The 24,473-nt window shown below is 49.2% G+C and carries 23 protein-coding genes and 1 tRNA gene; 6 read left to right on the top strand and 18 right to left on the bottom strand.

Annotated features, from left to right (window positions below):
* Positions 1-14: 14 nt before the first annotated feature.
* The 7 genes from CBE73_RS04720 to CBE73_RS04750 form a co-directional block, all read right to left on the bottom strand.
* A complete protein-coding gene (locus CBE73_RS04720) occupies positions 15-1,175 on the bottom strand; it encodes a sensor histidine kinase (RefSeq protein WP_229752491.1) in 1,161 nt (386 codons plus the stop codon).
* Positions 1,168-1,860 (bottom strand): response regulator transcription factor, encoded by a 693-nt coding sequence (locus CBE73_RS04725; protein ID WP_094093228.1) that lies wholly within the window; start codon positions 1,858-1,860, stop codon positions 1,168-1,170. The genes CBE73_RS04720 and CBE73_RS04725 overlap by 8 nt, the downstream gene beginning before the upstream one ends.
* 191 nt (positions 1,861-2,051) lie before the next feature.
* Complete coding sequence (locus CBE73_RS04730; RefSeq protein WP_094093229.1) at positions 2,052-2,258, bottom strand: hypothetical protein; 207 nt, start codon at positions 2,256-2,258, stop codon at positions 2,052-2,054.
* A 109-nt stretch (positions 2,259-2,367) separates the two neighbouring features.
* On the bottom strand, positions 2,368-2,970 hold the full coding sequence (locus CBE73_RS04735; protein WP_094093230.1) for a hypothetical protein: 603 nt from the start codon (positions 2,968-2,970) through the stop codon (positions 2,368-2,370).
* Between the two features lie 277 nt (positions 2,971-3,247).
* Positions 3,248-4,918, bottom strand: coding sequence for a putative bifunctional diguanylate cyclase/phosphodiesterase (locus CBE73_RS04740; RefSeq protein WP_094093231.1), 1,671 nt, complete (start codon positions 4,916-4,918; stop codon positions 3,248-3,250).
* Positions 4,919-4,929: 11 nt separating this feature from the next.
* A complete protein-coding gene (locus tag CBE73_RS04745) occupies positions 4,930-5,217 on the bottom strand; it encodes a PilZ domain-containing protein (protein WP_094093232.1) in 288 nt (95 codons plus the stop codon).
* 308 nt (positions 5,218-5,525) lie between these two features.
* Positions 5,526-6,305: an ABC transporter ATP-binding protein gene (locus tag CBE73_RS04750; RefSeq protein ID WP_094093233.1), complete on the bottom strand. Its 780-nt coding sequence runs from the start codon at positions 6,303-6,305 to the stop codon at positions 5,526-5,528.
* Between the two features lie 284 nt (positions 6,306-6,589).
* Here CBE73_RS04750 and CBE73_RS04755 point away from each other — a divergent pair, with 284 nt between their 5' ends.
* From CBE73_RS04755 to CBE73_RS04765, 3 genes are all read left to right on the top strand, one after another.
* On the top strand, positions 6,590-7,441 hold the full coding sequence (locus CBE73_RS04755) for a GNAT family N-acetyltransferase (RefSeq protein ID WP_157739412.1): 852 nt from the start codon (positions 6,590-6,592) through the stop codon (positions 7,439-7,441).
* 204 nt (positions 7,442-7,645) lie between these two features.
* Positions 7,646-8,509, top strand: a complete 864-nt coding sequence (locus CBE73_RS04760) for a class I SAM-dependent methyltransferase (protein ID WP_094096140.1) — start codon at positions 7,646-7,648, stop codon at positions 8,507-8,509.
* 2 nt (positions 8,510-8,511) lie between these two features.
* A complete protein-coding gene (locus CBE73_RS04765) occupies positions 8,512-9,243 on the top strand; it encodes an RluA family pseudouridine synthase (RefSeq protein WP_094093235.1) in 732 nt (243 codons plus the stop codon).
* A gap of 278 nt (positions 9,244-9,521) precedes the next feature.
* Here CBE73_RS04765 and CBE73_RS04770 read toward each other — a convergent pair whose 3' ends face one another.
* From CBE73_RS04770 to CBE73_RS04795, 6 genes are all read right to left on the bottom strand, one after another.
* The gene (locus CBE73_RS04770; RefSeq protein WP_094096141.1) at positions 9,522-9,926 is read right to left on the bottom strand and encodes a MarR family transcriptional regulator; all 405 of its coding nucleotides are present in this window, start codon (positions 9,924-9,926) and stop codon (positions 9,522-9,524) included.
* Between the two features lie 193 nt (positions 9,927-10,119).
* Positions 10,120-12,579 carry a DNA gyrase subunit A gene (gene gyrA, locus CBE73_RS04775; RefSeq protein ID WP_094093236.1) on the bottom strand — a complete coding sequence of 820 codons (2,460 nt, stop codon included), beginning with the start codon at positions 12,577-12,579 and terminating at the stop codon, positions 10,120-10,122.
* 14 nt (positions 12,580-12,593) lie between these two features.
* Complete coding sequence (gene parE, locus CBE73_RS04780) at positions 12,594-14,573, bottom strand: DNA topoisomerase IV subunit B (RefSeq protein ID WP_094093237.1); 1,980 nt, start codon at positions 14,571-14,573, stop codon at positions 12,594-12,596.
* Between the two features lie 85 nt (positions 14,574-14,658).
* Positions 14,659-15,648 (bottom strand): ABC transporter permease, encoded by a 990-nt coding sequence (locus CBE73_RS04785; RefSeq protein ID WP_094093238.1) that lies wholly within the window; start codon positions 15,646-15,648, stop codon positions 14,659-14,661.
* Entirely contained in the window at positions 15,641-16,657 is a 1,017-nt protein-coding gene (locus CBE73_RS04790; RefSeq protein WP_094093239.1) for an ABC transporter ATP-binding protein, read from the bottom strand. The genes CBE73_RS04785 and CBE73_RS04790 overlap by 8 nt, the downstream gene beginning before the upstream one ends.
* 75 nt (positions 16,658-16,732) lie before the next feature.
* A complete protein-coding gene (locus CBE73_RS04795; protein WP_094093240.1) occupies positions 16,733-17,548 on the bottom strand; it encodes a GDSL-type esterase/lipase family protein in 816 nt (271 codons plus the stop codon).
* A gap of 198 nt (positions 17,549-17,746) precedes the next feature.
* On the opposite strand from CBE73_RS04795, the gene CBE73_RS04800 reads away from it, so the two are divergent.
* A tRNA-Lys gene (locus tag CBE73_RS04800) sits at positions 17,747-17,819 on the top strand.
* Between the two features lie 131 nt (positions 17,820-17,950).
* Here CBE73_RS04800 and CBE73_RS04805 read toward each other — a convergent pair.
* The 5 genes from CBE73_RS04805 to CBE73_RS04825 all read right to left on the bottom strand — a co-directional run bounded on the left by CBE73_RS04805 (position 17,951) and on the right by CBE73_RS04825 (position 21,774).
* The gene (locus tag CBE73_RS04805; RefSeq protein ID WP_094093241.1) at positions 17,951-18,478 is read right to left on the bottom strand and encodes a CAP domain-containing protein; all 528 of its coding nucleotides are present in this window, start codon (positions 18,476-18,478) and stop codon (positions 17,951-17,953) included.
* Between the two features lie 95 nt (positions 18,479-18,573).
* Positions 18,574-19,467 carry a GNAT family N-acetyltransferase gene (locus CBE73_RS04810; protein ID WP_094093242.1) on the bottom strand — a complete coding sequence of 298 codons (894 nt, stop codon included), beginning with the start codon at positions 19,465-19,467 and terminating at the stop codon, positions 18,574-18,576.
* Between the two features lie 201 nt (positions 19,468-19,668).
* Positions 19,669-20,433, bottom strand: coding sequence for a DUF4247 domain-containing protein (locus tag CBE73_RS04815; protein ID WP_094093243.1), 765 nt, complete (start codon positions 20,431-20,433; stop codon positions 19,669-19,671).
* Positions 20,434-20,443: 10 nt separating this feature from the next.
* Positions 20,444-20,950 carry a DUF4178 domain-containing protein gene (locus tag CBE73_RS04820; protein WP_094093244.1) on the bottom strand — a complete coding sequence of 169 codons (507 nt, stop codon included), beginning with the start codon at positions 20,948-20,950 and terminating at the stop codon, positions 20,444-20,446.
* 152 nt (positions 20,951-21,102) lie between these two features.
* Positions 21,103-21,774: a PspA/IM30 family protein gene (locus CBE73_RS04825; RefSeq protein WP_094093245.1), complete on the bottom strand. Its 672-nt coding sequence runs from the start codon at positions 21,772-21,774 to the stop codon at positions 21,103-21,105.
* Between the two features lie 285 nt (positions 21,775-22,059).
* Here CBE73_RS04825 and CBE73_RS04830 point away from each other — a divergent pair, with 285 nt between their 5' ends.
* Both CBE73_RS04830 and CBE73_RS04840 read left to right on the top strand, forming a co-directional pair.
* The gene (locus CBE73_RS04830) at positions 22,060-22,878 is read left to right on the top strand and encodes a hypothetical protein (RefSeq protein WP_094093246.1); all 819 of its coding nucleotides are present in this window, start codon (positions 22,060-22,062) and stop codon (positions 22,876-22,878) included.
* A gap of 797 nt (positions 22,879-23,675) precedes the next feature.
* The gene (locus CBE73_RS04840) at positions 23,676-24,458 is read left to right on the top strand and encodes a hypothetical protein (RefSeq protein ID WP_094093248.1); all 783 of its coding nucleotides are present in this window, start codon (positions 23,676-23,678) and stop codon (positions 24,456-24,458) included.
* Positions 24,459-24,473 lie beyond the last annotated feature (15 nt).

Consider the following 24,473-nt stretch of genomic DNA (forward strand, 5'->3'; position numbering starts at 1 on the left):
ATCAATGAGATTGTTCATGACCTGCCGTCATGAGTAAACTCCCGGCTGTCTTTGCCTTCAAGAGGCAGGAGCGTAATCACCCGGAATCCGTCTGATCCGTCCACGATCAACGTCCCTCCCAGGGACGCGGTCCTCTCTTCCATTCCCGTAATCCCCAAACCTTTGACAATCTGGCCGGCACCAATCCCGTTGTCGGAAATTTGGGACTTCACCAGACGGTTCAACACCTGGATATGCAGCTGAACCTTGTCAGCCTCGGCATATTTAATCGTGTTCGTGACAGCTTCCTTCGCATTATCCTGGATCACCTTCCATTGGAGCGGTGTAATCACATCCAGATCCCCTTCGTAGGTGAGGGAGGCGGATAACGAATGTTTGGCCGCAAGCTCGTCCACAAACAAACGAAGACGGTTAATGCCCAGCTCCTCGGATCTCGGCTTGGTATCTTTCAGCGTCAGTCTAATTTGTTCCAGGCCTTCCTTGGAGATGTGGATGGCATTTCCGAGCAGCTCGGCCGCTTTCTCCGGATTTACCGTGAGCAGCCTTTTGGACGCCTCCATCTGGATCAGCGCTCCGGCCATCGAGTGCCCGATCTCGTCGTGAATCCGCTGGGATAACCGGTTTCGCTCTTCCAGCTTGATCGTATACTCAGACTGCCTCGCATATTCCCTGTTCTCGCTTAACGCCCGTGTCAGCCGCTGGAGATCAGCACCCAGCTCTTCATTCCGGCTGTTCTGCCGGACAAGCTTCTCTCCGCCCTCCCTGATTATCAAATAACCAAGCCAGGATATTGCAGCCGCAGCCGCATACAGCGGCAGCTCCCGATTTGGCACAAGCCAAGCTCCGGCGATCAGAAGCAGCAGGGAAAGGCCGCGGGGTTTGAAGGTTTCTCCCAGTTCAATCAGGCTGAGCGGCAGCAGAAGCAAGAGCGGGATCTCCAGCAGCCAAGAGCTCAACGTCAGAAAGGCTGCCGTAAATAAAGCGGTAACAAGCCTTGCCCCTCTATCTTTAAGCACGCGTTCAGCGAAAACCAGGCAAATATAAACCAAATAGGCAAATACAGCCCAGCCTCCGGTCTGGTTCTGTCGGAAATACGACTCCCAAATGACGTAACCGAGCAGTACAAGCTTGCTGCCGATAACCCAGCCTTCCAGCATCATTTTATGGCTATTCATCTTGGGTCATAACTTCCCCGGTCAGAAAATAGATGGCGATTTGCGTCCGGTGCGCAAGGCCGGTTTTGTTCAAGATCGACGTAATATGATTGGCGACCGTTCCTTCGGACAGAAACAGCTTTTTGGCGATGCCTTTATTGGATAATCCCTTCGCGATCTGGGTCATCACTTCGAGCTCCCGGTCCGTGAACAAGCTTAAATCAAGTTTGGCGTGCGGGGCCGGCTCCGCGCAGGAACGGTCTGCATTTGAATCCCTCTGGCTTGCAGATTCAGTAAGCCCGCTTTTAAGCCGGTCGACAACAACTCCCTGCAGCACATGGTGGTTATTATAGACGCTTTTGATGGCGTCCCGAATCTGCTCCGGATCATTATTCTTAAGCAGATAACCGCGGGCGCCCGCGTGAATGGCCTCAATGATAAACTCATCGTCATCGAAAGTAGTCAAAATCAACGGCTTAGCCGTACCTTCGGCTGCAATCAGCCGCGTCGCCTCCACACCGTTCATATTCGGCATCCGGATATCCAGCATAGCGACATCCACCTCATGATCCCGGCAGAAAGACACGGCTTCCGCCCCGTCCTGCACCGTCCCGATCACCTCGAATTCGTCGAAGCTGGACAGAATAATTTTCATGCCTTCTCGAATAAAAGAATTGTCGTCGGCAATCATAACTTTTATTTTCATCCAATAAACTCCTTTAAGCTCCTTATGTAAAAATAACTCCTAAACGTTCTTTTGTTGAACTCTATTATAAGCTTTGCAGCGTTGGGCTGGCTACGCTTTCCATGCTAAACATCAAAAAAGCCTGGCCGTATCCCACGGTCAGACTCAAGTCACGGCAACGCCTGTTCTCAGAGTGTACCAGACCCCCCGGGTCAAACGATACGGCTGCGGCTGTCACTCAGTCTAGGTTCATTGAGTCTAGGTTCATTGGGTCTGTTTTTGGCCAGCCGCAATATGGCTTCGTATTGAGCTTTGGCGATTTTACGTTTGCCTGAGGGCACATTCAAATTATTGACGATGTCCGCCAGCTTCTCCAATTCCTGATATTCGTGGGCTGTTACGCTGATTTTCTTAGCCAATAAGAACCCCTCCTTTGGTTATATCATACTGAAAGCACAGCAGGATGGTGCATCCCGATAAAGCTGTAAATGGCCCAAGTACATCCGCGTCATAGTCCCGCTCCGCCGCTCAGATGCCCGGCGGTTTCTGTTCCTTTTCCGCCGATTCCAAATCCACCCGGTCTGAAGCAGACTGGCCCGGAACGTTTGACGAGCTTAGACTTTGAACCGGCTCCACGACGGAGCTGGGGTCCAGCTTCTGATCCATCCCCAGGTCTTTGCGTTGTCGATCCCGTATGTAAGATAATCCTGCAAAACCGGCAATAAATGCCGCGCTTACCTCAGCGTACAAATTGTGGGTTCCCGCCATTTCGACTGCTGTTTTGGCCAGGACGCCCGTACCGATCCCAATCAGAATATCCCCCATCCACCCCAGCTCCAGATAAACGCGTTTGCTGCCGTACTGGTCCCCTCGGAACCCTATCACGAACAACAGCAGATCAATCGGTCCAAAGATCAAATAAACAACAATCTTTCTCAGCAAATTGCCCCATTTCAGCGGATAATCGAGACATTGCGAGAACCAGCTGCTTCGTTCATAGGGAATGACAAACAAGGGGAACTGGATGACCCCGTTTTTGGAATAGTGCCCGATAAGCGCACCAAGCAAACTGATTAATATCGATAACCTAAAGGTGCTCCAGAATTCCGACCAGCTGACGGCTGCATGCATAAGGCTCGACTCCTTGTCGCTAGACTGGCATATAATCAACCTTTCTTAACCAGCATATTCGAAAATTAGCTGAAAAGAATCAGTTCTCCTCCTGATCGAAAAAAAGGCCCGGACGTTATCGTCCGAGCCTTGGGCCCTTTGGGGCTGATAAATCTAGCTGATATTAACCTACATTCATGCTGGTAACTCCGTGTTACTGCTATCATTTCTATGAGGTTCTATGTAAATAATCTTCGCTGCTCTGCTTCCTCTGCTCTTCTTTCTTTGCTCTGCTTTATCAGGTTTCAGCCTGGAACCGTGTGCGAATGCCCGAAATCACCGAAGGAATGGCTTCACCGGGAACCGGCTTGCTCAGCAGGAAACCTTGTGCTTGATGGCACCCGAACGTTTTGAGCACTTCAAGCTGTCCTTCCTCCTCGACTCCCTCTGCGACAACGGTCATCTCCAGGTTCTGTCCCATGTTAATAATCGTCTTCAGCAGCACCGCGTCCTGCTCGTTGTCCGTACAATGGCGGACAAAAGAGCTGTCCACCTTCAGAATGTCCAGCGGTAAAGATTTCAGGTAAGTAAGAGAGCTGTACCCTTTGCCGAAATCGTCAAGTGAGGTTCGGACGCCGAGCATCTTGAGCTGCGCAAGGGTTTCGGCCGCATAATTCATATCCAGCATCATGCTCTCCGTTAATTCGAGCTCCAGAAATTCAGCAGACAATCCCGACTTGTCAAGCGACTGCTTCACCTTCTGTACGATATTCCCGTCCTTGAACTGGCGGGGCGATAAATTGACCGACATAACCACCGGCGGGATGCCGGCCATCTGCCAGGCTTTGTTCTGCAGACAGGCGGTCTCAAGCACCCATTCACCGATCGGAACAATCAACCCGCTTTCTTCAGCCAAGGGGATAAACTGATTAGGCGGAACCAGCCCGAATTCAGGATGGTTCCAGCGCAGCAGGGCTTCGACACCTACTACCTCGCCGTGGGCAATATCCACTTTAGGCTGGTAATGGAGTACAAATTCTTTTCGCTCCAGCGCCTTGCGCAGCTGCTGTTCCAGCGCAAGCGAAGCGCCGCTGTCCATGTTGCGGCTGTAGAAGCGATAGCTGTTCTTCCCCGTCTCCTTGGCATAATACGTGGCTGTTGAAGCATTGTTAAGCAGCATGTCTACGTCCTCGCCGTCTTCGGGACTCATCGTGATCCCCAAGCTAGGCGTGATGGAAATCTCCATCTGCTTCACGACAAACGGCAGCTGGAATTGCTCCAGAATTCGTTCGGCAATCTGCCGAACCTGCTGTTTGTTCACATCCTGAAGCAGAATCAGAAAGCGGTCGCTGCTCCAGCGGAAGACCGGGTCCTCCTGGCGGATGATTGAAGTCAGCCTCTGGGATACGGCGATCAGAAAGTCGTCTCCCCGGTCGTAGCCTGCATAATGGTTGACTATGCCAAAGCGGTCCAGATCAAGCAGTACGATAGCGCTGGTAGACTCAGCAGAGGCATTGTTTTGAAGATGGCGCCACACCTCTTTAAATTTATTCAGGTTTGGCAAACCCGTTAGGCTGTCATAATAGGTAAGCTGCCGAATCTGGCGCATCAATACTTGCTCCTGAAGCCGTTCTGGTTTGGATAAACGCGCGATCGCAAGGATGCCGATCCGTTCTCCCTCATGCTCCACCGGAGCAATCGTCATCTCGAGTTCCAGCTCCCGTTCATTAACGTCCCGGACATACACTTTGGATCGATTCAACTCATGGAGCATTTGAACACCGAAGAAACGGCCGAACGGCCGACCGATAAAATACTCACCGGGATGGCCGGAGAGTGTCAGCAAAGTCTCGTTCACATGCAAAATCACTCCGTCTTGGTTCATCCAAATTACGGCATCTGAAGTATTTTTCGAAAGTATGTTTAAAATCTCCGCTTCTGCAGAATGATTCGCACTGCATGGCGTCATGGATATTCCTCCTATTCGTTGATCATATGAAGCCCGCACCGGTAACCGGTCTCATTAGATCCTTGAACCCAGGATATACGGCCTTGAACCAAGGAATCTGTTTGCAGGGTCGGCCATTCAAACCGGATCATCTCTCCCAATTCAAAAGGTACAGACGCCCAAAATCGCATTCCTTCTTCACTAACTTCTTCAATGATCATTTTGACATGTTCATAAACTCCTTTATCCCCCGTAACCTGGCTGACCTCAATCTCAAGCGGCGGGATTTTGGAGCGTTCAAACTTTCTTCGGTCCATCATGCTGTGCCTCTTTCCTCTTCCTGCTTCACCGTAGTATAACTTCGCTAATTTTTATATGTAACACAGGCATACGCCTGCTCTACCCTATTTATAATCTCCTTTATATAGTTCCCTCTATATTAAAAGATCGGCATTTCGGGAGCTATTTGTAACACCAGCTTCTAATTTTTCACGGAAAAACACAATATTACCCATCTTTCCAATCCTCATCTTTCATATCCTCGAATTAACCAGAAAAAAACCAGCCCGGTTAAGGACTGGAGGAAATTCCGGCACGTAACCCGTACAAACACAACGCAAAACTGCGGCTAGCGCTTGGACAGCCAAGCCCGCTCATGACTCCAGGAAACCCCGACAGGCAGCTCAAAGAATTCGGATAAAATCTCGCTGCTCATCATGTCCCGGGTGAGCCCCTGCCCGTAGATCTGCCCTCTTCTCAGGAGAAGGGTGTGACTGAAGGCCGGCAGGATCTCTTCCGTATGATGCGTGACGAACATCAGATGAGGTGCATCCGGCCCCTGAGCCAGCTGCTCGATGCTTTCCAGCAGCCCTTCTTTGGAGATAAAGTCCAGCCCGTTGCAGGCTTCGTCCAGAATGAGCAGTTTAGGCGAAGCCATAAGCGCCCTGGCAATTAACAGCTTCTGTTTCTCCCCTTGGGAACAGGTCTGGTAAGTCCGGTCCAGCAAATGGCCGCAGCGCAGCTGCTCCATCAGCTTTGAAGCTCGTTCATAATCTTCTTCCGACGTTTTCTCATAAAGTCCAAACGATGCATATTTGCCGCTGACCACCAGATCCTGGGCTTTCTCCGTGCCGTAAACCTTCTCCTCAAGCGATGAGCTTACCCAGCCGATCGAGCGCCGAAGCTCCCGGACATCGATTTCCCCCAGCTTGTGACCTAGAACATGCACTTCACCTTCCGAAGGCCAGAGGTAGCCGCTGAGCATATTCAGGATAGTCGTTTTGCCGGAACCGTTCAGGCCGAATACCGCCCAGTTTTCGCCTTCCTTAACAGTCCAATTGATATCGTTCAGGACGGTTTTGCCGTCCCGGCGCCAGGATACGTGTTTGAGTTCAATGATATTCCCCATGCTTCTCCTCCTCCATGTGATCCTTTGATCTTGTTCAGTGCTGCCGCTTACCTGCACGCTAGCAAACCAGCAAGCCGCCAGGCACATCAACACTAATAGTTACAAACTTACGCCCGCTCAGGCAGGCTTGTCAAGGTTCGATATCCATCATTCCGCCAGCTTTGGGAGCATTTATTTATCGAACTCCGGCCAAATAAAAAACGGATGAAACCAACCTTCCCCTACCCGGTCTCTGCAATTCCCCGTTACAATATTTCTATCTGTATAAAATGGAGGATATAAATATGCTGAGCAAGCAGGATTGGGAACAAATCAAAGCCCTGCAGCTGGAGGTGGAGCAGGCCGACGGGATTTCACTCAAGCTGAACTGGGATATGCTGCGAGAACGCAAGCCTGGGGATCATTATGATTTTGTCTACCGCGAGAATGAAAAAATAACCGCTTTCCTTGGCTTATACGATTTTGCCTCCAAACTGGAGTTATGCGGCCTGGTCGCCCCCGACAGCCGGAGAAAAGGCATCTTCCGCTCGCTGCTTGCAGAGGCGCTCCCGCCGGAACGCGCGGCAGCGTACAAGGAAATTCTGCTTAATATTCCAGCCGCTTCTGCCTCCGGAAAAGGCTTTGCGGAGCGGCTTGGCCTTGAGGTTGCTTTGACCGAATATCAAATGAAGTTTAATCCGGAAGTGATCGGCCGTTTGGCGCCGGCCCCTGTTGCGGTTTCGTTCCGGAAAGCGAAGTTGCCTGACAGCTGCTTGCTGAACCGGCTTGACATGGAGGGATTTGGCCTGACGGAGGAGGAAGCCGGCCAGTTGAACGATGAAGCCTTAAAGCAAAATGAAACAGATGGCGCGGACGCCGTTATGTATGTCATTGAGCATGACGGGCAAGATGTGGGCAAAATCCGCGTCCATGATGATCCGATGGAAAACTGGATATACGGTTTTGTCATAGACCCCACCTATCGCGGGCAAGGGATTGGGCGCTCCGTGCTGATGAAGATGGTGCATGAAGCGCAGGCCAAAGGCAGCGATTTATTCCTGGAGGTGGCGCTGGAAAATGAACGGGCCCTGCAGCTCTATCAGTCCTGCGGCTTTGAACAAATCCAGATTCAGGTCTATTACAGCTGGCGGCTATGATTTAACCTCTTAATACGAGCTACACTCCCTCACATGGTTCCTTCTAGCTTTCCAAAGAGAAGACGTTTGAAAATTTGAACGGTATCTTCTGGCATCAAGCCCCGTAAATGAGGTACAATATAAGGTAATTGATCAAACCGTCGGCTCCGCTGCACTATGCAGGCGGAGCCGATGGTTTGTAGCTGGAAGGATGGAATGAAGAACATGTACATGGCAACAGACTGGAAAGATTACGAACTGATTGATACGGGAGCCGGGGACAAGCTCGAACGCTGGGGGGACGTCATTCTCCGCAGACCCGATCCGCAAATCATATGGCCGATTGAGAACGAAACCGGCGAATGGAAGAGCCTGCACGGCCATTACCACCGGAGCTCCTCCGGCGGCGGAAACTGGGATATGAAGAAACCGCTCCCGGACAAATGGACGATTTCCTATAATCATCTCAAGTTTTATATTAAGCCGACCAGCTTTAAACATACAGGGCTGTTCCCTGAACAGGCCGCCAACTGGTCCTGGATGATGGATAAAATCAAAGGCGCAGGCCGGCCGATCTCCGTGCTTAACCTGTTTGCTTACACCGGCGGCGCATCCGTTGCCGCGGCATCCGCCGGCGCTTCAGTTGTACACGTCGATGCGGCGAAAGGCATGGTGCAGTGGGCGAAAGAGAACCTCCAGCTGTCCGGTCTCGGCGACCGTCCTGTCCGGTTCATTACGGACGATGTGTTCAAATTCGTGCAGCGCGAGCAGCGCAGAGGCAACAAATACGACGCGATCATCATGGACCCGCCTTCTTACGGCAGAGGGCCGGGCGGTGAGATGTGGAAGCTGGAGCAAAGCTTGTATCCGTTCCTGGAGTCCTGCCTCGACATTTTGTCGGACAAGCCGCTCTTCTTCCTGATCAACTCGTATACGACCGGCATTTCCCCCACGGTACTTAACAATATGCTGTCGATGACTGTGCAGCGCCGTTATGGCGGACGTATCTCGGCCGGTGAGCTTGGCCTGCCGATTACCCGTTCCGGCCTCACCCTGCCTTGCGGCATATTGGGACGCTGGGAGGAATAAACATGTCCGAACCGCTAGCCCGCACATGGAGCACGCCTTCCATGACGATTCTGTATGAGGATAATCACCTGCTCGGTGTTGAGAAACCGGTGAACGTGCCGGTGCAGGAGGATGCCAGCGGCGATCCGGATATGCTGACTTTGCTGAAGGAAGATTTGAAGGAGCGCTACAACAAACCCGGCAATGTGTTTTTGGGGCTTGTTCACCGGCTGGACCGCCCGGTCGGGGGGGCAATGATCTTCGCCAAAACGTCCAAAGCGGCTTCGCGTTTGTCAGAGGCCGTCCGCAGCCGGCAGTTTGAGAAGACTTACCTGGCGGTCGTGCACGGCGTGCCTTCCGTCCGGGCGGGACGGTTGACGCATTATTTACTGAAGGATGAGCGGACCAACACCGTCTCCGTCGTTCCCAAAGGCACAAACGGCGCCAAGGAGGCGATTCTGGAATACAGCATGATCGGCAGCACGGTAGACGGCTTATCCCTGGTGAGGGTGGAGCTGCACACCGGCCGGCCGCATCAGATCCGCGTGCAGTTCAGCCATACGGGCACTCCGCTGTACGGGGACCAGAAATACGGGGCGAGCGTCAATAAAGCAGGGCAGCAGATCGCTTTGTGGTCGGCTTTTGCCGGCTTCCCGCATCCGGTGACCAAAGAGCTGGTCAAGCTGGTGTCCGCACCGCCGGAGCAGCAGCCCTGGTCCCATTGGACCCGTGAGATCGGACAGCTTCGCTTCTGAAAGCCGTTTGGGCAGTTAGAACACCATGATTAGCCATTCAAGTTAACAGGAAAAGGGCTGATTCGCCTAAGGACATCATATGTCCCGGCGACCAGCCCTTTCTTTTTTTGACCGATCCGTTCGGTTGCCGGATCCTTGTTATATTCATAATTTCGTGAACGCTAGGATTACTAAAGTTTGCTAGTTCAGCTAGTTCAGCTAGGTCAGCTAGGTCAGCTAAGTTTGCTAGGTTTGCTAGGTTCGCTAGGTTTACTAGGTTCACATCTATTAAACTGCTGTTATGCGGTTATTTTTCCTAACAGAAACAGCAGCAGCTGCTGATTATGCGTAGAGATTCGGTCCAGCATCTGGCTCAGAAATTCCGTCCGGACCTCCCGTCCGTGCTCGGCCTGCTCCTTCCCCTTCTCGGTAATGGACACCCAAACAATTCTCCGGTCGTTCTCATCGCGTTCGCGGGAGATGAGGCCTCCCTTCTCCATCCGGTCCAGAAGCATCGTTACCGCAGCTGGTGTTGTAGCCAGAAAAGGAATCATATCCGATGGTTTCATTTTCGGCTGGTTTCCCAGCAGTTCCAGAACGGTTAACTGCGATTCCGTCAGGGATGGCGATAGCTCATTCTCCATATGCGACTGATAGTCTTTGGACAGCTTCGACCAAAGTTTGGCAAATTCTTCTGTGTACACAATTGATCCCTCCAAATTCAGCGTATCCATTTCTTTCACTGCCTTAACCTTCGCCAGTTCCCTTCGCGATTCCTTCTCCATCGCAGTAAACGACAAAAGAAGAACCTCTCCTTCAGTCGAAACGTCAGGAAAGGTTCTCTTTCGTCAAATCTATCCTCTTTGATCTTTCAGCTTTGAGCTGTCAGCCATCACATCAGGCTTCAGAAGAAGCACCATAATGGGGCAGCTGCAGCAAATCGATAATCAAATCGTCTTTCTCCAGGCTGACCAGCGTCTTCCCGATCGATTTGCGATCGGCAAGCGGAGCCTGCTCGGAAGAGAAGGACAAGCTGCGGCCTTCCCGGGTAACCGCTGTAATCAAGAATGACTCTTTAGTCCAATATGCTCCAATAACAGCATTACCATTTGGTTTGACCCGTTTGCCTTCCTTAAATTCAAACGTTTGAATCCCTTTTCCGCCGCGGCTTTGGGTTGGATAATCCAGCAGCAGGGATCGTTTGCCGTAGCCCAAATCACTGATCACAAGTACTTCGCCTTCATCGCCGTCCAGCCAGAGAGCAGCTGTAACTTCGTCTTCATCGCGCAGCTGAATGCCGCGGACGCCGGCTGCCACGCGGCCCATCGCCCCTACTTCCTGCTCATTGAAGCGGATGGCCATGCCCAGCTTGGTAACCAGCATCAAATCCTTGTCGCTCCGGCTTGGGTTCACCGCAACAATTTCATCGTCTGCGCCTACCTTGCAGGCAGCAACAGCCGAAGAACGTTTCGTCTCATATTCACTGAGCATTGTCCGTTTCACTTGTCCCCGTTTGGTAACAAAAACAAGGCTCATATCCGGCTGGTCAAAATGACGTACAGGGATCACGCTGATAATCCGGTCTTCCTTGGTCAGTGGAATAACATTCACGATCGCCGTGCCGTTATCCTTCCATTTGAACTCCGGAACCTGATGCACTGGCAACAGGAAATATTGGCCGCGCTGCGTAAAGATCAGCAGGTTCTCCAGCGTGTTTACGCTATGAATGAACTTGATGTAATCGCCTTCCTTGACGCCTGCGCTTCCAATCTCACCACCGGAACGGGTATAAGACAACATGCTGGTCCGCTTAATGTAGCCTTCTCCGGACAACGTGACAAGCACATCCTCCTGCGTCACCATGACCTCCAGGTTGACCTTGAGCTCTTCAACCTCGCCCTGAATGACGGAACGCCGGTCGATGCCGTATTTATCGCGGATTTCGACCAGTTCTTTTTTGATTACTGAAACGAGCTTCTTATCGCTGTTCAGAATCGCTTCGAGCGAAGCAATCTTCTTCTGCGTTTCATCCAGCTCCTTCTGGAGCTGGGTGATCTCCAGATTGGTCAACCGGTACAGTTGGAGCGTCAGGATCGAATCCGCCTGCCGTTCGGAGAACCCGAACATCCACTGCAGATTGTTCTGCGCATCCTGGCGGTTCTTCGAAGCTTTGATAGCCTCAATCACTTCATCCAGAATGTTTAGCGCTTTGACGAGGCCTTCGAGCACATGGGCCCGGTCCTGTGCTTTCTCCAGCTCGAATTGGGTCCGGTGCGTTACTACTTCACGCTGGTGGGCGATATACGACTGCAAAATCTCCAGAACCCCCAGCTGGCGCGGCGCTTTGTTGACGATAGCCACCATGTTGAAGTTATATGTCACCTGAAGATCCGTCTTCTTAAGCAGATAAGCCAAAATACCGTTGGCATCTGCGTCTTTCTTCAATTCCACAACGATACGGAGACCTGCGCGGCCGCTTTCGTCGCGGACCTCAGCGATCCCTTCCACCTTCTTCTCCAGCCGGATATTCTCCATGGCCGTTACCAGACGGGATTTCACCACCTGGTAAGGGATTTCGGTGATGACGATCTGCTGTTTGCCGCCTCGGACGGTCTCAATCTCCGTCTTGGAACGAATATGGATCCGGCCTTTGCCTGTTTCATAGGCTTCGCGGATTCCATCTTCGCCCATAATGATGCCCCCGGTCGGGAAATCGGGACCTTTAATAATCTGCATCAGTTGCTCCAGCGTAGTATCCGGCTTCTCCATCAGCTCAATACACGCATCAATCGTTTCGCGGAGATTATGTGTCGGAATTTCTGTAGCGAAGCCGGATGAAATCCCGCTTACGCCGTTCACCAGCAGGTTGGGAAAACGGGCTGGAAGCACAACCGGCTCTTTCGCCGTGTTATCGAAATTGTCCTTGAACAGCACCGTCCGTTTCTCGATGTCACGAAGCAGTTCAAGCGCAATCGGCGAAAGCCTCGCTTCCGTGTAACGCATAGCTGCAGGCGGATCATCGTCCTGGGAGCCCCAGTTGCCGTGGCCGTCCACCAGCACATGCGCCATTTTCCATGGCTGTGCCATCCGGACCATCCCGTCATAGATGGACGAGTCCCCGTGGGGATGGTAGTTACCCATCACATCCCCGACCGTTTTCGCCGATTTGCGGTACGGCTTGTCCGGTGTATTGCCCGAATCGTACATGGCGTACAGAATCCGGCGCTGAACCGGCTTCAGTCCGTCCCTTACGTCCGGAATGGCCCGATCCTGAATGATATATTTGGAATATCTGCCAAACCGGTCGCCAACAACCTCTTCCAGAAAGGCCGGCAGAAAATTCTCAAGCGTTCCCATGCCCCATCACCTTCTCATTCCTCAAACTCTGTGAAATCTACATTCTCAACAATCCAGCGTTTACGCGGTTCTACCTTGTCGCCCATCAGTGTGGATACGCGGCGCTCCGCTTTTGCGGCATCTTCGATCTGAACCTGCAGCAGCGTCCGGGTTTCCGGATCCATCGTGGTCTCCCAGAGCTGATCCGGATTCATCTCTCCGAGTCCTTTGTAACGCTGCAGTTCAAAGTTTTTGCCGAATTCCTTTAAATAATTTTGCAGCTGTTCATCGGTCCAGGCATAACGGACGGTCTCCAGCTTGCCGGATTTGCGGGTAATCTTGTAAAGCGGCGGCTGGGCGATGTAAATACGGCCCGCATCGATCAGCTCTTTCATATAACGGTAGAAGAACGTGAGCAGCAGCACCTGAATATGTGCTCCGTCTGTATCGGCGTCTGTCATAATAATAATTTTCGCAAAATTACTGTCCTCAAGCTCAAACTCCGTTCCGATTCCGGCGCCAATTGCCGTAATAATGGCACGATACTCTTCGTTCTTCAGAATATCGGCCAGCTTGGCTTTCTCCGGATTCATCGGTTTGCCCTTCAGCGGAAGAATCGCTTGAATCTTGGAGTCACGTCCCTGTTTAGCCGAACCTCCGGCAGAGTCTCCTTCGACGATAAATAATTCTGTCCGCGTAAAATCCTTGGACTGCGCCGGCGTCAGCTTGCCGCCCAGATTCGAGCTTTCGCTGCGTTTCTTGCCGGTCCGCATTTCGTCGCGGGCTTTGCGCGCCGCTTCGCGCGCTTTGGAAGCCTGAACAGCTTTCTTGATCAGCGTTTGGGCTACGCCCGGATTTTCCTCGAGGAACAGCTGCATCTTTTCAGACACCGTTGCGTCAACCGCACTTCGCGCCGATGCGCTTCCCAGTTGATCCTTTGTCTGCCCCACGAATTCGACCTCGGACATCTTGACGCTGATCACGGTCATCATACCTTCGCGTAAATCGGAGCCTTCCAGGTTTTTATCCTTCTCTTTCAGCAGCCCCGCTTTACGCGCGTATTCGTTCATGACCCGGGTATAGGCGGTTTTAAAACCTGTTTCATGCGTTCCCCCGCCTCGGGTAGGAATGGAATTGACGAACGAAGCGATCGTTTCCGTGTAACCGGCATTGTACTGCATGGCGACTTCCACTTCGATTTCATCGCGTTCCGCGTAGAAGTGAATGACATCATGAAGCACGTCTTTGCCTTCGTTCAAATATTCGACGAACTGGCTGGCTCCACCTTCATAATAAAATTCATCCGCCCGGCCTGAGCGTTCATCCTTCAGAACTACTCTTAAGCCCGAATTGAGGAAGGCGATCTCCTGCAACCGTTCAGCAAGCGTATCATAATTCAGTGCAATGCCGTTTTGAAAAATACGAATATCCGGTTTAAAGGTAACCTTGGTGCCCGTTTTGTTCGTATTACCCAGCACCTCAAGTCCTGTCACCGGCTCGCCGACATGTTCTTTGCCGTCCTTATCAGCCCAATATTCAAACCGCATGCGGTGAATTTTACCTTCGCGGTAAATTTCGACTTCAAGCCACTCCGACAATGCATTCGTCACGGATGCGCCTACCCCGTGGAGTCCCCCGGACTTTTTGTATCCGCCTCCGCCAAATTTGCCGCCTGCGTGCAGAATCGTAAAAACAACCTGCGGCGTCGGAATCCCCGTTTTATGTTTTCCCGTAGGAATACCGCGTCCATTGTCCAAAACCGTTACCGAACCATCTTTATGAAGGGTAATATCGATTCTGGAGCAGTATTTGGCAAGATGTTCGTCTACGGCGTTGTCGACGATCTCCCAAACCAGATGATGCAAACCCGACGAGCTTGTGCTCCCGATGTACATCCCTGGCCGTTTTCTGACCGCGACAAGTCCTTCGAGCACTTGAATATCGTCCGCGTCATATCCCGCTTGTTCTGCCCCGTTCCCGGAGTTTGCCGCGAACAAATCGATTTGCTCGGCCATTCATGCTCCCCCTTTGATCTTTTGCTCGATGTAGGGCTGAGATGGCCCCGAATGCAAACAAATGTTTTCTTAATCCTTGTACATTTTAATTCAATATATCCTGTTTCGTAAAGACAATGAAGGAAACAACCAGTGAAGCGGCGCCCCAAATCGCCAGAACGACCAACGAAAAGACGAGTGTCATGCCTTCAATTGGAGCAGGCGTTCCCGACAAATAATCGGTCAATTCCAGATTAACCATAAACAAATATTTGGCGCTTTGCCAAGCGGAAGCCATATTAGTCAGGATGTTGCCGGCAATCAAGGCCGCCATCATAATCACGATACTTGCCGCCGTACTCCGCACCAGAACGGAGATCATAAAGGCCAGCATGGATACCACCAGGCTGACGAACCAGATCAGCCCTAGTTGCATAAACAGATACAGCCATTGGGGAACCGCATGCACCGCCGAAAGATCCACATCGCTTCCTTGCAGCTGAAATCCGGTAAAGACAGGCATATTAAATCCTTCATATCCGAATACCAGACCGGAAATCGCGTAACAGATCACAAAAGAAGCCACGACTGTCAGGGATACGAACATAAACAAGGTGACCAACTTGCTGAGCAGCACCTTCCACCTCCGCACGGGTTTGGTCAGCAGCATTTTGATCGTTCCCGACGTTCGTTCCGAAGACACTATATCCGAAGCAATGCCCATGATCAGCAGCGGAATAAACAAAGATGAGGCATTATCCATAAATTCCCGTGTAAAAGTCACGCCGCCCGGCTGCTGCGGATTCACATCATGGTCTAAATAATATTTCATCTGCTGGATATAGATTTGACGGTATTTCTTCCATTCATCCGGAATTCTTGAACTTCCGAGCGAATTTTGATTATCCGTTATGGCCTGCTGAACGGATCTGCGCCAGTCGTCGCCGAATTTCTCCTTGTTCCGCTCGGCCACTTTCATTTGTGCGTAAGTAAACATGGGAACAAGAACCACCAGCACCAGTAAAATGACGTAAAAACGTTTCTTGCGCATCATTTTGATGGTTTCGTTTCGAATGAGGGGCATCATATTAGTCAATGGATTCACCTTCCGTCAATTCGAGGAACAGCTGTTCCAGTGTAGGATTAAGTTTATAAACCGAACGAACCCGCAGTCCTTCTTGGGTAAACAGCTCCACATAATCCGCGATTCTGTCTCCGTCCATTTGGCAGATGACCGCATCCTCCGCAATCCCCGCCATGACCGAGTCATCCAATACCGTCTCCGGATGCTCCACGATCGGAATATCAGACCGCTGAAGCAGTTCCTGGATGCGGTTTCCCGGCTCAGCTTCCCAAACAACGTAATTGGATCTGCCCGCAATAAGCTCATTTACGCGGCCAACGGCCAGCACCCGCCCTGAGCTGATAATCGCTACACGGTCACATAGCAGCTGAATTTCGCTAAGCAGATGACTGGATACAAATACAGCCATTCCCTGATCGGCCAGCCTGCGGATAAAATCCCTCATTTCCTTGATTCCCTTCGGGTCCAGCCCATTGGTGGGCTCGTCGAGAATCAGCAGTCTCGGCCTTCCAAGTAGTGCCTGTGCAATGCCGAGGCGCTGGCGCATCCCCAGCGAATAGGTCCGCACCTTATCATGAATCCGTTGATCCAGCCGGACCATCTCCACCACTTCTTGAATCCGGGCGTCATCGACGCCGGGAAGCATCCGCGCAAACTGCTCAAGATTCTCCCAACCCGTTAAATACGGATAAACCTCCGGATTTTCTACAATCGCGCCGACCCTGGCAAGCGCCTGTTCGGGCTGACGGCGGATATCATACCCGCAGATTTCAATCGTTCCTTCGGTAGGCTTGATCAAATCAACCAGCATCCGGATCGTCGTTGTTTTGCCAGCACCATTTGGCCCGAGGAAACCGAAAATTTCCCCCTCCAGCACCTCAAACGTAACATCCTCGATGATCCATCTTTTGCCGATTTTCTTCCGCAAATGGCGGACCTCCAGCACGGATTGCCCGGTGGGGTTCTCCTTCCCATTCCCGCTCGCTTCATCGATCGGAATAATAGGTTGTGGTTCGTTCATGTTTGTTCACACTCCCTTGCCGTCTGTTGGAAAGCTTATAGAAAGGGACGTCCATTAAGCCCTGACCTGACCCGTTTATTTCAGACTTTGAACGATACGCTGCGCAATCTGCTCATAACCATCGCTGTTCGGGTGAAAATGATCTCCGGACAAATACGCAGACAGATTCCCCGCAAACAGGTCATAAGTCGGAATCATAAGCGTTCCGTTATATTGATTTAAAGTTTGCTGGGCAGCCGTGTTCCAGCGTACAACGCCGTTGTTGCCTACTGTTCTCATTTCCTCAATATCCGAGAATGGGTTATATAGACCTATATACACAAGCGTTGCAGCCGGATTGATTTGCTTCAGCTGCGCCACGATTGTCTTCAGCCTTTCGGAGGCCTGATCGATGGAAGTGTTCAGCTCGGCAGCCGTCGGCAGGTCGCCGCCACTTTCAAGCGCTTCAGCTCCTTGAAACAAGTCATTGCCGCCGATAGACAGCAGAATGACGCTGGCTTCCTTCAGCACGTGCTGAACGCCGTCCTCCTGTAGTTCATCTGTCAGCCCGCTTGTAAGCAGGCCGTTAATCCCCAGATTCCCGAGCAGCTTAACGTCGCGATCAGCCGCTTTGCTCTGCAGCAATTCGACTGCTCTTTCTCCGAATCCCTTGCCTTCATCGTCCCCCGTACCTTTAGCGAGGGAATCGCCGATGACGACCATCCCGATTTGACCAGTTGGAGGCAATTCAGCCGGTTCCTGCGTCCCTTTACCTATATCCGACGAGAAACCAGGGGCTGAAGCAGGGTTCACAATATCATGGACCGCATATACAAAACCGCCTAACAGCAGCAGGGTCGCTATTCCCGAAACGAGACTGACAATCAACCAAAGTTTAGATGACGAACGCATAAATGCCCTCCTGTCCGCAAACATGGATGCCCCTTTGTAAACCTGAACGACTCATTTGTAAATTTCGGTCTGATGGCACCGTTTTCCTTTAACCTTTACTTAACATAATTCTTCTCTACTTCATTTGCAAATTGTTCAAATATAATCTCTTGTTCTTTGGAGAAGACAGGCGTATAATAAAAAATGTAAGTAACTTACGGGTTATTAGCTTAGCTGGTAGAGCAGCCGACTCTTAATCGGCAGGTCGCAGGTTCGACCCCTGCATAACCCATTTGATCCATTCAGAGCTGCTTCTCACTCGAGAAGCAGTTTTTGTTTATTTTCCTAAAAATATGAGCCGGCCCAAATTGAAAACACCTTCCGCGGAATTCTCCACGAAAGGTGCCTCACAAGCCGATTTCATTACTTCCCTATAAATTCCTGAGACCAATAACCGTTATAATAGCCGACGCCGATTAACGTGTAATGAGGATTTAGCATATTTTGCCGGTGCCCCGGACTGTTCATCCAGTCCTTGACCACTTGCGCCGGTGTCTGCTGTCCTCGCGCTAAATTCTCACCTGCATAATTATACGAAATTTTGTAGCTGTCCATCATGTCGAATGGAGAACCGAATTTAGGAGAGGTGTGACTGAAATACTTGTGATTGTACATATCCACAACTTTGTCTTTGGCCAGCTTCGTCAGATTGGTATGAATAACCAGAGGTTTCAATCCGGCTTTCTGGCGCTCTTGATTAACCAGCTTGACCACCTGGGCCGCCTTATCAGCCTGAATCTTAGCGTAATTAAGCTGTACCGTCGATAGGGTCTTAACCGGAACTGCTCCGGCCTGGCCAGGCCCTACAGACAACATAGTAGAGAGGGCTAAAGAAACGGCTGTCCATACTGTGATTTGCTTCCATTTTCTCTTCATTCTGTTCTTCTGCATTTTGACTCTCCTATGCACTTTTTTACCAGTAGAAAGGCGTTCTTGTCACATTTTAACATGTTTTGTCTGCAAGGTCATCCCTTGGACGCAGAAATTTATAAGCTTTTTGTCATATAAACCTGCTGAACGACAGGAGAGAATCCCATACTTTTTAAGACCAGCCCGGTAAGGGCGCTGGCACTCTTGGGAAGGTTCGGAACACTCCGGTTGATGGCATCTCGGAAACCGTCAAACGCATGCCAAATAAGCTGCTTCAAAATCGCCACCGACTCCGGATGGCCGGGTAGTGCCTCGCATTGATAAAGAATCGTGGCAGCGTGTTCGCCCCCAGGCTGATAAATCTTTTTCCAATAGGCGTACCCTATAGTGTCCCCCGTCCCATCCTTCACTACAGCCGCGTCCCGGGCGCTCTGCCACTGGGTTTGCCAAGGATTTAACGCTTTGTAGAACGGGATATGAGCCATTTGAACCGGAGGGACAGCGACTAGCTCAAATGGTTTCAAAGCCGTGTCAGTGGCTTGTTTAGAAGGCATGACGGCTGGTTCTGCCGGTCCCTTGAGGCTTAAATGCTCCAGTTCATCCGTCTGGACGTATCCGGCCTTAAGATATAGGTGTATGGCCTTCTCATTCGCGCTGAGGGCCTCCAAGGTAGCCAACTGAACACCCTGCTCCCGAAAAAACGTCAAAGAAGCTTCGATCAAGCTGCGGCCGACCCCGCTTCCCCTGTATAAAGCAGCAACGCCCGTGCCTCCATTCCAGCCGATCTTCTGTTCTTTGGTTTCCCTTATTCCATTTAGTATGATGCCAGCCGGTTTCCCGTCTTGAAAGGCGACAAATGACAGTTCGCTCGACAGCTCTTCCGCTGCCATCCGTTTCAGAAAGGCATCCGGTGTTGTGGTAGCATCAAAAGCATATCCTTCGAATCCTTCGTTCCAGGCTTGAACGGCCTCTTCCAGGGTACAGGATTTTAATTTTCTGAGTTCCAGCAAAGCAGCTCCCCCTTAACACAAAATGGTGAAAATGATGTTAATGATCCGCATCCCTTCCCTTGTTCGTCAAACCCGGGCCATTCTCCTTCCATGCTGGCTGGAACGGTTTAACCGGGAGGAAAGTAGGAAAGACACGCTAATGCCTGGCTTCTTTGACATAAAAAAGAACCGGACTCCTCTTCTGCGGAATCCGGCTGCAGTCTATCTTCGCCTAATGCCTCCCCGCCCTGCACGGGTCGAGGGCTTCTTGATGGACGGCCTCGGCTTCGTATAACTGCCTGAGCCATAGTCTATACCGCCGCCGGGATTACGCTGAATACTGCCACGGCTGCCCGTGCCGGTATCCGAACCGCTTCCTGCTCCTCCGCCTCCGAAGAAGCCCCCCGTACTGCCTCCGGTCGTAGAACCGCGCCGGTTTACCGACCCTCTTTTCTCGACGGTAAGCGGCGGAGCTGCTTTCTTCTCAGAAGTTGAAGGCGTATGATAGCTTTGATTCGGTTCATAAATGTCCCGGCTTGTATATCCCCGGTATCCTCCGCCATAGCCGCCAAGTCCGCCGCTAAACAGGCTTCCGATAAGCTGAGCGGTTAAATACCCCTGAAGGAAGCTGGAATCATAGTTTTGCCTTACATAACTTTCCGAATCGACTTCAATCAGCGTGTCTTCGGGTTTGCTCGGATCTTTCTGAAGATGGTAATATTCGTCCCGATAGACGAGAAACATATGGTCAGGATCTGCGGCGGACATTTGATCCGGTGTACGCTGATTGGCCAGATCTGCCGCTACTTCCGGTACGGTTTCTCCAGCAGCCCTGTAAACATAAGAGGTAGAATCTCCGCTTTTGTTGACGGACTCCAGCGGATAATTTTCTTTAATGACAGAAGGGCTTCCGCAGCCGCTGAGAAGACCGGCAACAAGGCTGAGTATGACGACGATTTTAATGTATAAACTATGACCATTCTTCATGGGACCACTCCTATTTCGAGCGGATGACTTGAACATCTCCCGGGATGACTTTGGTTCCTTCATACAGCATAAATCTTCCGTCCTGCCATTCTATGCGCAGCAGGGAGAAATCATCGGCCTGGAACTGCCATACATGCTGTTCTCCGCCTTGCCGGAAAGGGGCTCTGCCTTGCACCATAACCCGCCCCTCATATTCTTCTTCCAAATAATGAATTTTGCCATCCAGTTCCAGCTCGGTCGGAACCTCTGCCGGATTGTCAAGCCGTCCGTCGACTTCCTGATACAGCACGTATTCGAGTTTCTCGCGTTCCTCAATATGAAGATATTTGATGTGACCACCATCCTGCAGGGTCAAAACCACCGCATTACGGCTTGGATTACGGACGCTGCCCGTCACCTGATAAGTGACCAGCTCCACCTCGCAAATATCGCCGGGCCCGAGATCCAGCATGCTCTTCTCCGGCAGCGGCGGTTCTTCTTTGGCGAATAAACGTCCAATTCTTTTTACCAGGTTCATTGTCGCTTCCCCTCTCGTGCTTAACCCTGCAGTGCAGGGGATGTCATAACAGAAGGAGAAACCAAAATCGTTTCTCCTTCAGGTTGCGCAGAACGCATCTTATTTAGAACGGTATTGTTTGCCTGCCCGTTAAGGCCGAACGAAACGATGAATCAGGATTGTTTATCGTATTGTTTCAACAAAGCGGCGAGTTCGTCTTCGACCTCTTTGTCTTTGCCAAGAGCATCAATTTCATCGTCGAGCGATTTACCTTTGGCGTGGATTTCGCCGGATGCTTCAGCTTGAGCTTCCATTTGCAGCATTTTCTCTTCCATACGCTTCATACCGGATGCTGCGCTGTCGGAATCAAAGCCGGAGATCGATTTGTTGATCTGGTGCTGAGCTTTGGCCGCATTGTAGCGGGCTACCAGCGTTTCGCGTTTATTTTTCAGCTCGCCCAGCTGTTTGCGCATTTCGTCCAGCTTGTCGCGGAGGTTGTCGGCAGCAAGTTTGTTCTGATCATAATTCGCTTTATATTCAGCCGCTTTCTCTTCAGCGGTTTTCTTCTCTTCCAGCGCACGGCGGGCCAGGTCCACATTGCCGGCTTTAGCTGCCGTATGCGCCTGCTCGTTGCGGCGGTTCACCAGCTCTTCCTGCTCTTCATAAAGCGATTTGAATCTTTTCTCGATCGCGATTTGGGCCGCTACGGCTTTCTCCGCATCTTCAAGATCCTCTTGCATGTCGCGGATATACTGGTCGGTCATTTTAATCGGATCTTCCGCTTTGTCGATCATCGAATTGATATTAGACATGGTTAAATCACGAAGTCTTTTGAAAATGGACATGGTTTAAATTCCTCCCGAGTATCAAATGGTTTTTATGATCATATTTACGTGTGATCTCAAGTTCAGTTTCATTTTTCCACAAAATCATTTAAAAATCAAAAGGCGTTTTCCATAAGTTGGGTTATTATCACGCTTGGCGGTAACTAAACATAGATATTTTATGCTTATGTAAAATTTTAGGTAAACTATTGAACTATCTCCTATTTCTTGGTAGCGTGAAGTTAGCTTTGGTCTTAAGTTAACGGAACGGGCAGCTGCCTTTACTACTAAGAAAGGAAGAACTTTATGTTTTTTTCAGAATTAAAAAGAGGAATATGTAATAAAAAAATGTTACTCGCCGTTATTATTGGATTAATTTTATTTTTTATATCTGACTACGCTGAAATCTTTACATTAATGACATTTGCTAATTTGAATGCTCCAGATATTAAAGGGAATCAGGCTGTCATAAATGATTTAATTATAAATGGTCAAAACAAATATCATATCTGGTTAAAAAGTTTTAACTATTTAGCAATAATATTCCCTTTGCTTATTGTCATCCCTTATTCTTCTTCCTATTTTGAAGAAAAAGAATCCAAATACTATTATTTTTTATTAACCCGTATGAGCGTTCAACGTTATATTGATGTGAAATTCTATGTGAATTTCTTAGTCGGAGGACTTGTCCTTTTTCTGCCTGAACTTATCTATTATATAGTTTTAAGTATTTTTTTTAGAAGCGATATTCTTCATCCCTTTATGTATCAACCAACCGGCATGTTTTCAAAACTATTTCTAACACACCCCGACACCTATATTTTTATTACGTTTATCATCCATTTTATATTGGGTGCATGTTTCACTTCAATTGCCTTAAGCTTAAGCAGCTACATAAAGAAGAAAATTGTAGTATACATCGCACCGTTTCTAATATTCATTGTTAGTTCAATTCTATTTGAAGCATTTTTACACCAACGTAGGTATTCACCCTTACAGTGGTTTCAATTTATTTTTAACGATGAAGTCACCTTATCATCCCTGGTAATTCCAGTTTTACTCCTAACCATTGTTTGTTATATAACATTTGCATTTCAAATCAAAAAAGCACAGAAACTTGGATAGCGAGGTCGAATACCTTTGACGATTTATACAAATTACCTATCATTAAAATTAAAGAACACCTTCATCAGCAAAAAAAGTTTACTATGGGTACTCATTTATTCCCTTCTTATTCTTTTAAATGCATTCAGTTCAAAACTAAACTCAAATTTTTGGGATCTCTTGATGATCCGAACGTTGGACCAACGGAATTTCCATCTGTTTTTTTTCTTACCCTGCTTTATATTTCTGCTTTATGATATATGTAATGATAAATTTATCACTTATTTAAGTGTCATCCGATTAAAACATAGATCTATATGGATTTATTCCAAACTGTCTTTAATTTTTGTGACGGGCTTTATTTACAGCCTTATTTATGTGGGTATCATTGGGCTTTTTTCACTGCTGCTGCTAGGGTTTGATAACAGTTGGAGTAAACCAACAAATGCTTATTATGAATTTACGAATTATCTCTCTCCTTCTACTGCTTTCTGGCTGGAAGTTATAAGGTACATTTCGGGATGCTGGGTTGTGGGAGCCATTTATTTGTTTATCTTTTGTCTAAGCCATTCCAATCGTAATCTGAAGGCCCTTCTAGGATGTTTTGCCGTCATTATTTTAAATTATATTTTTCAAATGGGCTCTTTCATGAGTTACTTCCCTTACATATACATCGATCCGCAATTCATCAATTATTTCACTAAAAACGATAAACTTATTTTGTATTGGTGGCATTACCATTGGGCGGTAATTGTTTTTACTATGTTATTAACGCTTCTTACTTCCAGATTGAGAAAAATTGAGTTTACGGAGGAAATATGAACCCTTTTAAAACTCTTTTTATTTTTAATATTCGCCATTTTAAAGTCCGGCACATTCTAGCAGCGTTGTTCCTTTTTGTTATGTTAACCGCTTTAACGATTAAAACAATGGCTAGCCATTCCTCTCTGACAGATGCGGTAGTTTATCACTTCGGTATTTTTTCAGCCACTCATTATGGTTACTTATTAATCATCAAATTACTGATGCCACATCTGATCTTTATGTATTTCGTTGAAAAGTATGTCACTGGCAATGTTATAGGGAATTCTGCCTATTTATTGTTGCGCATCAGAAACTTAAAAATGTGGGTCTTGTCTCACATAACTGTTCTGCTAACAGTAACAATCTTGTATTACAGTTTATACAACGTAACCTCTTGGCTTATTATCCGTTGTTTTTTTCATACGAACAAATTGACGTTATCTTTTTTAAACGAAGAATTGGGACAAGGCAAACCTATAAATCTTATTCCTTTGTTTTTTTCAGTACTAATGCTGCAGATTTTTGGAGCGGTCGCTCTCTCATTGTTGCAAACCGTTATTCATTTTTTGATTAAAGCTCCGAATATCGCCTATATAACCATTTGTATCCTTTTTCTGATTAATGTTTCAGTAGGACATGTAAATATTTGGTTAGGCAGCTTCTTTACTCTAGGAAAATATCCACTCTTAACAGGTCCTTTTAGTGAATCGACATTTTATTTATTTTTCCTGGTTCAGTTGGCTGTTTCAACCCTATGTTCGTTCGTTATTTATTGGAAAATACGCAGGCTTTATTAATTATTCAATTTTTGA

This window comes from Paenibacillus physcomitrellae (assembly GCF_002240225.1).
GTDB classification, from domain to species: Bacteria; Bacillota; Bacilli; order Paenibacillales; family Paenibacillaceae; genus Fontibacillus; species Fontibacillus physcomitrellae.

What these genes read in the sequence shown, in the direction of transcription:
- parE (WP_094093237.1), bottom strand. Translation starts at nt 14,573, where the DNA reads ATGGCCGAGCAAATCGATTTGTTCGCGGCAAACTCCGGGAACGGGGCA.
- CBE73_RS04825 (WP_094093245.1), bottom strand. Translation starts at nt 21,774, where the DNA reads ATGTCCATTTTCAAAAGACTTCGTGATTTAACCATGTCTAATATCAAT.
- CBE73_RS04815 (WP_094093243.1), bottom strand. Translation starts at nt 20,433, where the DNA reads ATGAAGAATGGTCATAGTTTATACATTAAAATCGTCGTCATACTCAGC.
- CBE73_RS04720 (WP_229752491.1), bottom strand. Translation starts at nt 1,175, where the DNA reads ATGAATAGCCATAAAATGATGCTGGAAGGCTGGGTTATCGGCAGCAAG.
- CBE73_RS04830 (WP_094093246.1), top strand. Translation starts at nt 22,060, where the DNA reads ATGTTTTTTTCAGAATTAAAAAGAGGAATATGTAATAAAAAAATGTTA.
- CBE73_RS04735 (WP_094093230.1), bottom strand. Translation starts at nt 2,970, where the DNA reads ATGCATGCAGCCGTCAGCTGGTCGGAATTCTGGAGCACCTTTAGGTTA.
- CBE73_RS04765 (WP_094093235.1), top strand. Translation starts at nt 8,512, where the DNA reads ATGTCCGAACCGCTAGCCCGCACATGGAGCACGCCTTCCATGACGATT.
- CBE73_RS04740 (WP_094093231.1), bottom strand. Translation starts at nt 4,918, where the DNA reads ATGACGCCATGCAGTGCGAATCATTCTGCAGAAGCGGAGATTTTAAAC.
- CBE73_RS04840 (WP_094093248.1), top strand. Translation starts at nt 23,676, where the DNA reads ATGAACCCTTTTAAAACTCTTTTTATTTTTAATATTCGCCATTTTAAA.
- CBE73_RS04725 (WP_094093228.1), bottom strand. Translation starts at nt 1,860, where the DNA reads ATGAAAATAAAAGTTATGATTGCCGACGACAATTCTTTTATTCGAGAA.
- CBE73_RS04805 (WP_094093241.1), bottom strand. Translation starts at nt 18,478, where the DNA reads ATGCAGAAGAACAGAATGAAGAGAAAATGGAAGCAAATCACAGTATGG.
- CBE73_RS04795 (WP_094093240.1), bottom strand. Translation starts at nt 17,548, where the DNA reads ATGCGTTCGTCATCTAAACTTTGGTTGATTGTCAGTCTCGTTTCGGGA.
- gyrA (WP_094093236.1), bottom strand. Translation starts at nt 12,579, where the DNA reads ATGGGAACGCTTGAGAATTTTCTGCCGGCCTTTCTGGAAGAGGTTGTT.
- CBE73_RS04745 (WP_094093232.1), bottom strand. Translation starts at nt 5,217, where the DNA reads ATGATGGACCGAAGAAAGTTTGAACGCTCCAAAATCCCGCCGCTTGAG.
- CBE73_RS04750 (WP_094093233.1), bottom strand. Translation starts at nt 6,305, where the DNA reads ATGGGGAATATCATTGAACTCAAACACGTATCCTGGCGCCGGGACGGC.
- CBE73_RS04790 (WP_094093239.1), bottom strand. Translation starts at nt 16,657, where the DNA reads ATGAACGAACCACAACCTATTATTCCGATCGATGAAGCGAGCGGGAAT.
- CBE73_RS04760 (WP_094096140.1), top strand. Translation starts at nt 7,646, where the DNA reads ATGTACATGGCAACAGACTGGAAAGATTACGAACTGATTGATACGGGA.
- CBE73_RS04755 (WP_157739412.1), top strand. Translation starts at nt 6,590, where the DNA reads ATGCTGAGCAAGCAGGATTGGGAACAAATCAAAGCCCTGCAGCTGGAG.
- CBE73_RS04820 (WP_094093244.1), bottom strand. Translation starts at nt 20,950, where the DNA reads ATGAACCTGGTAAAAAGAATTGGACGTTTATTCGCCAAAGAAGAACCG.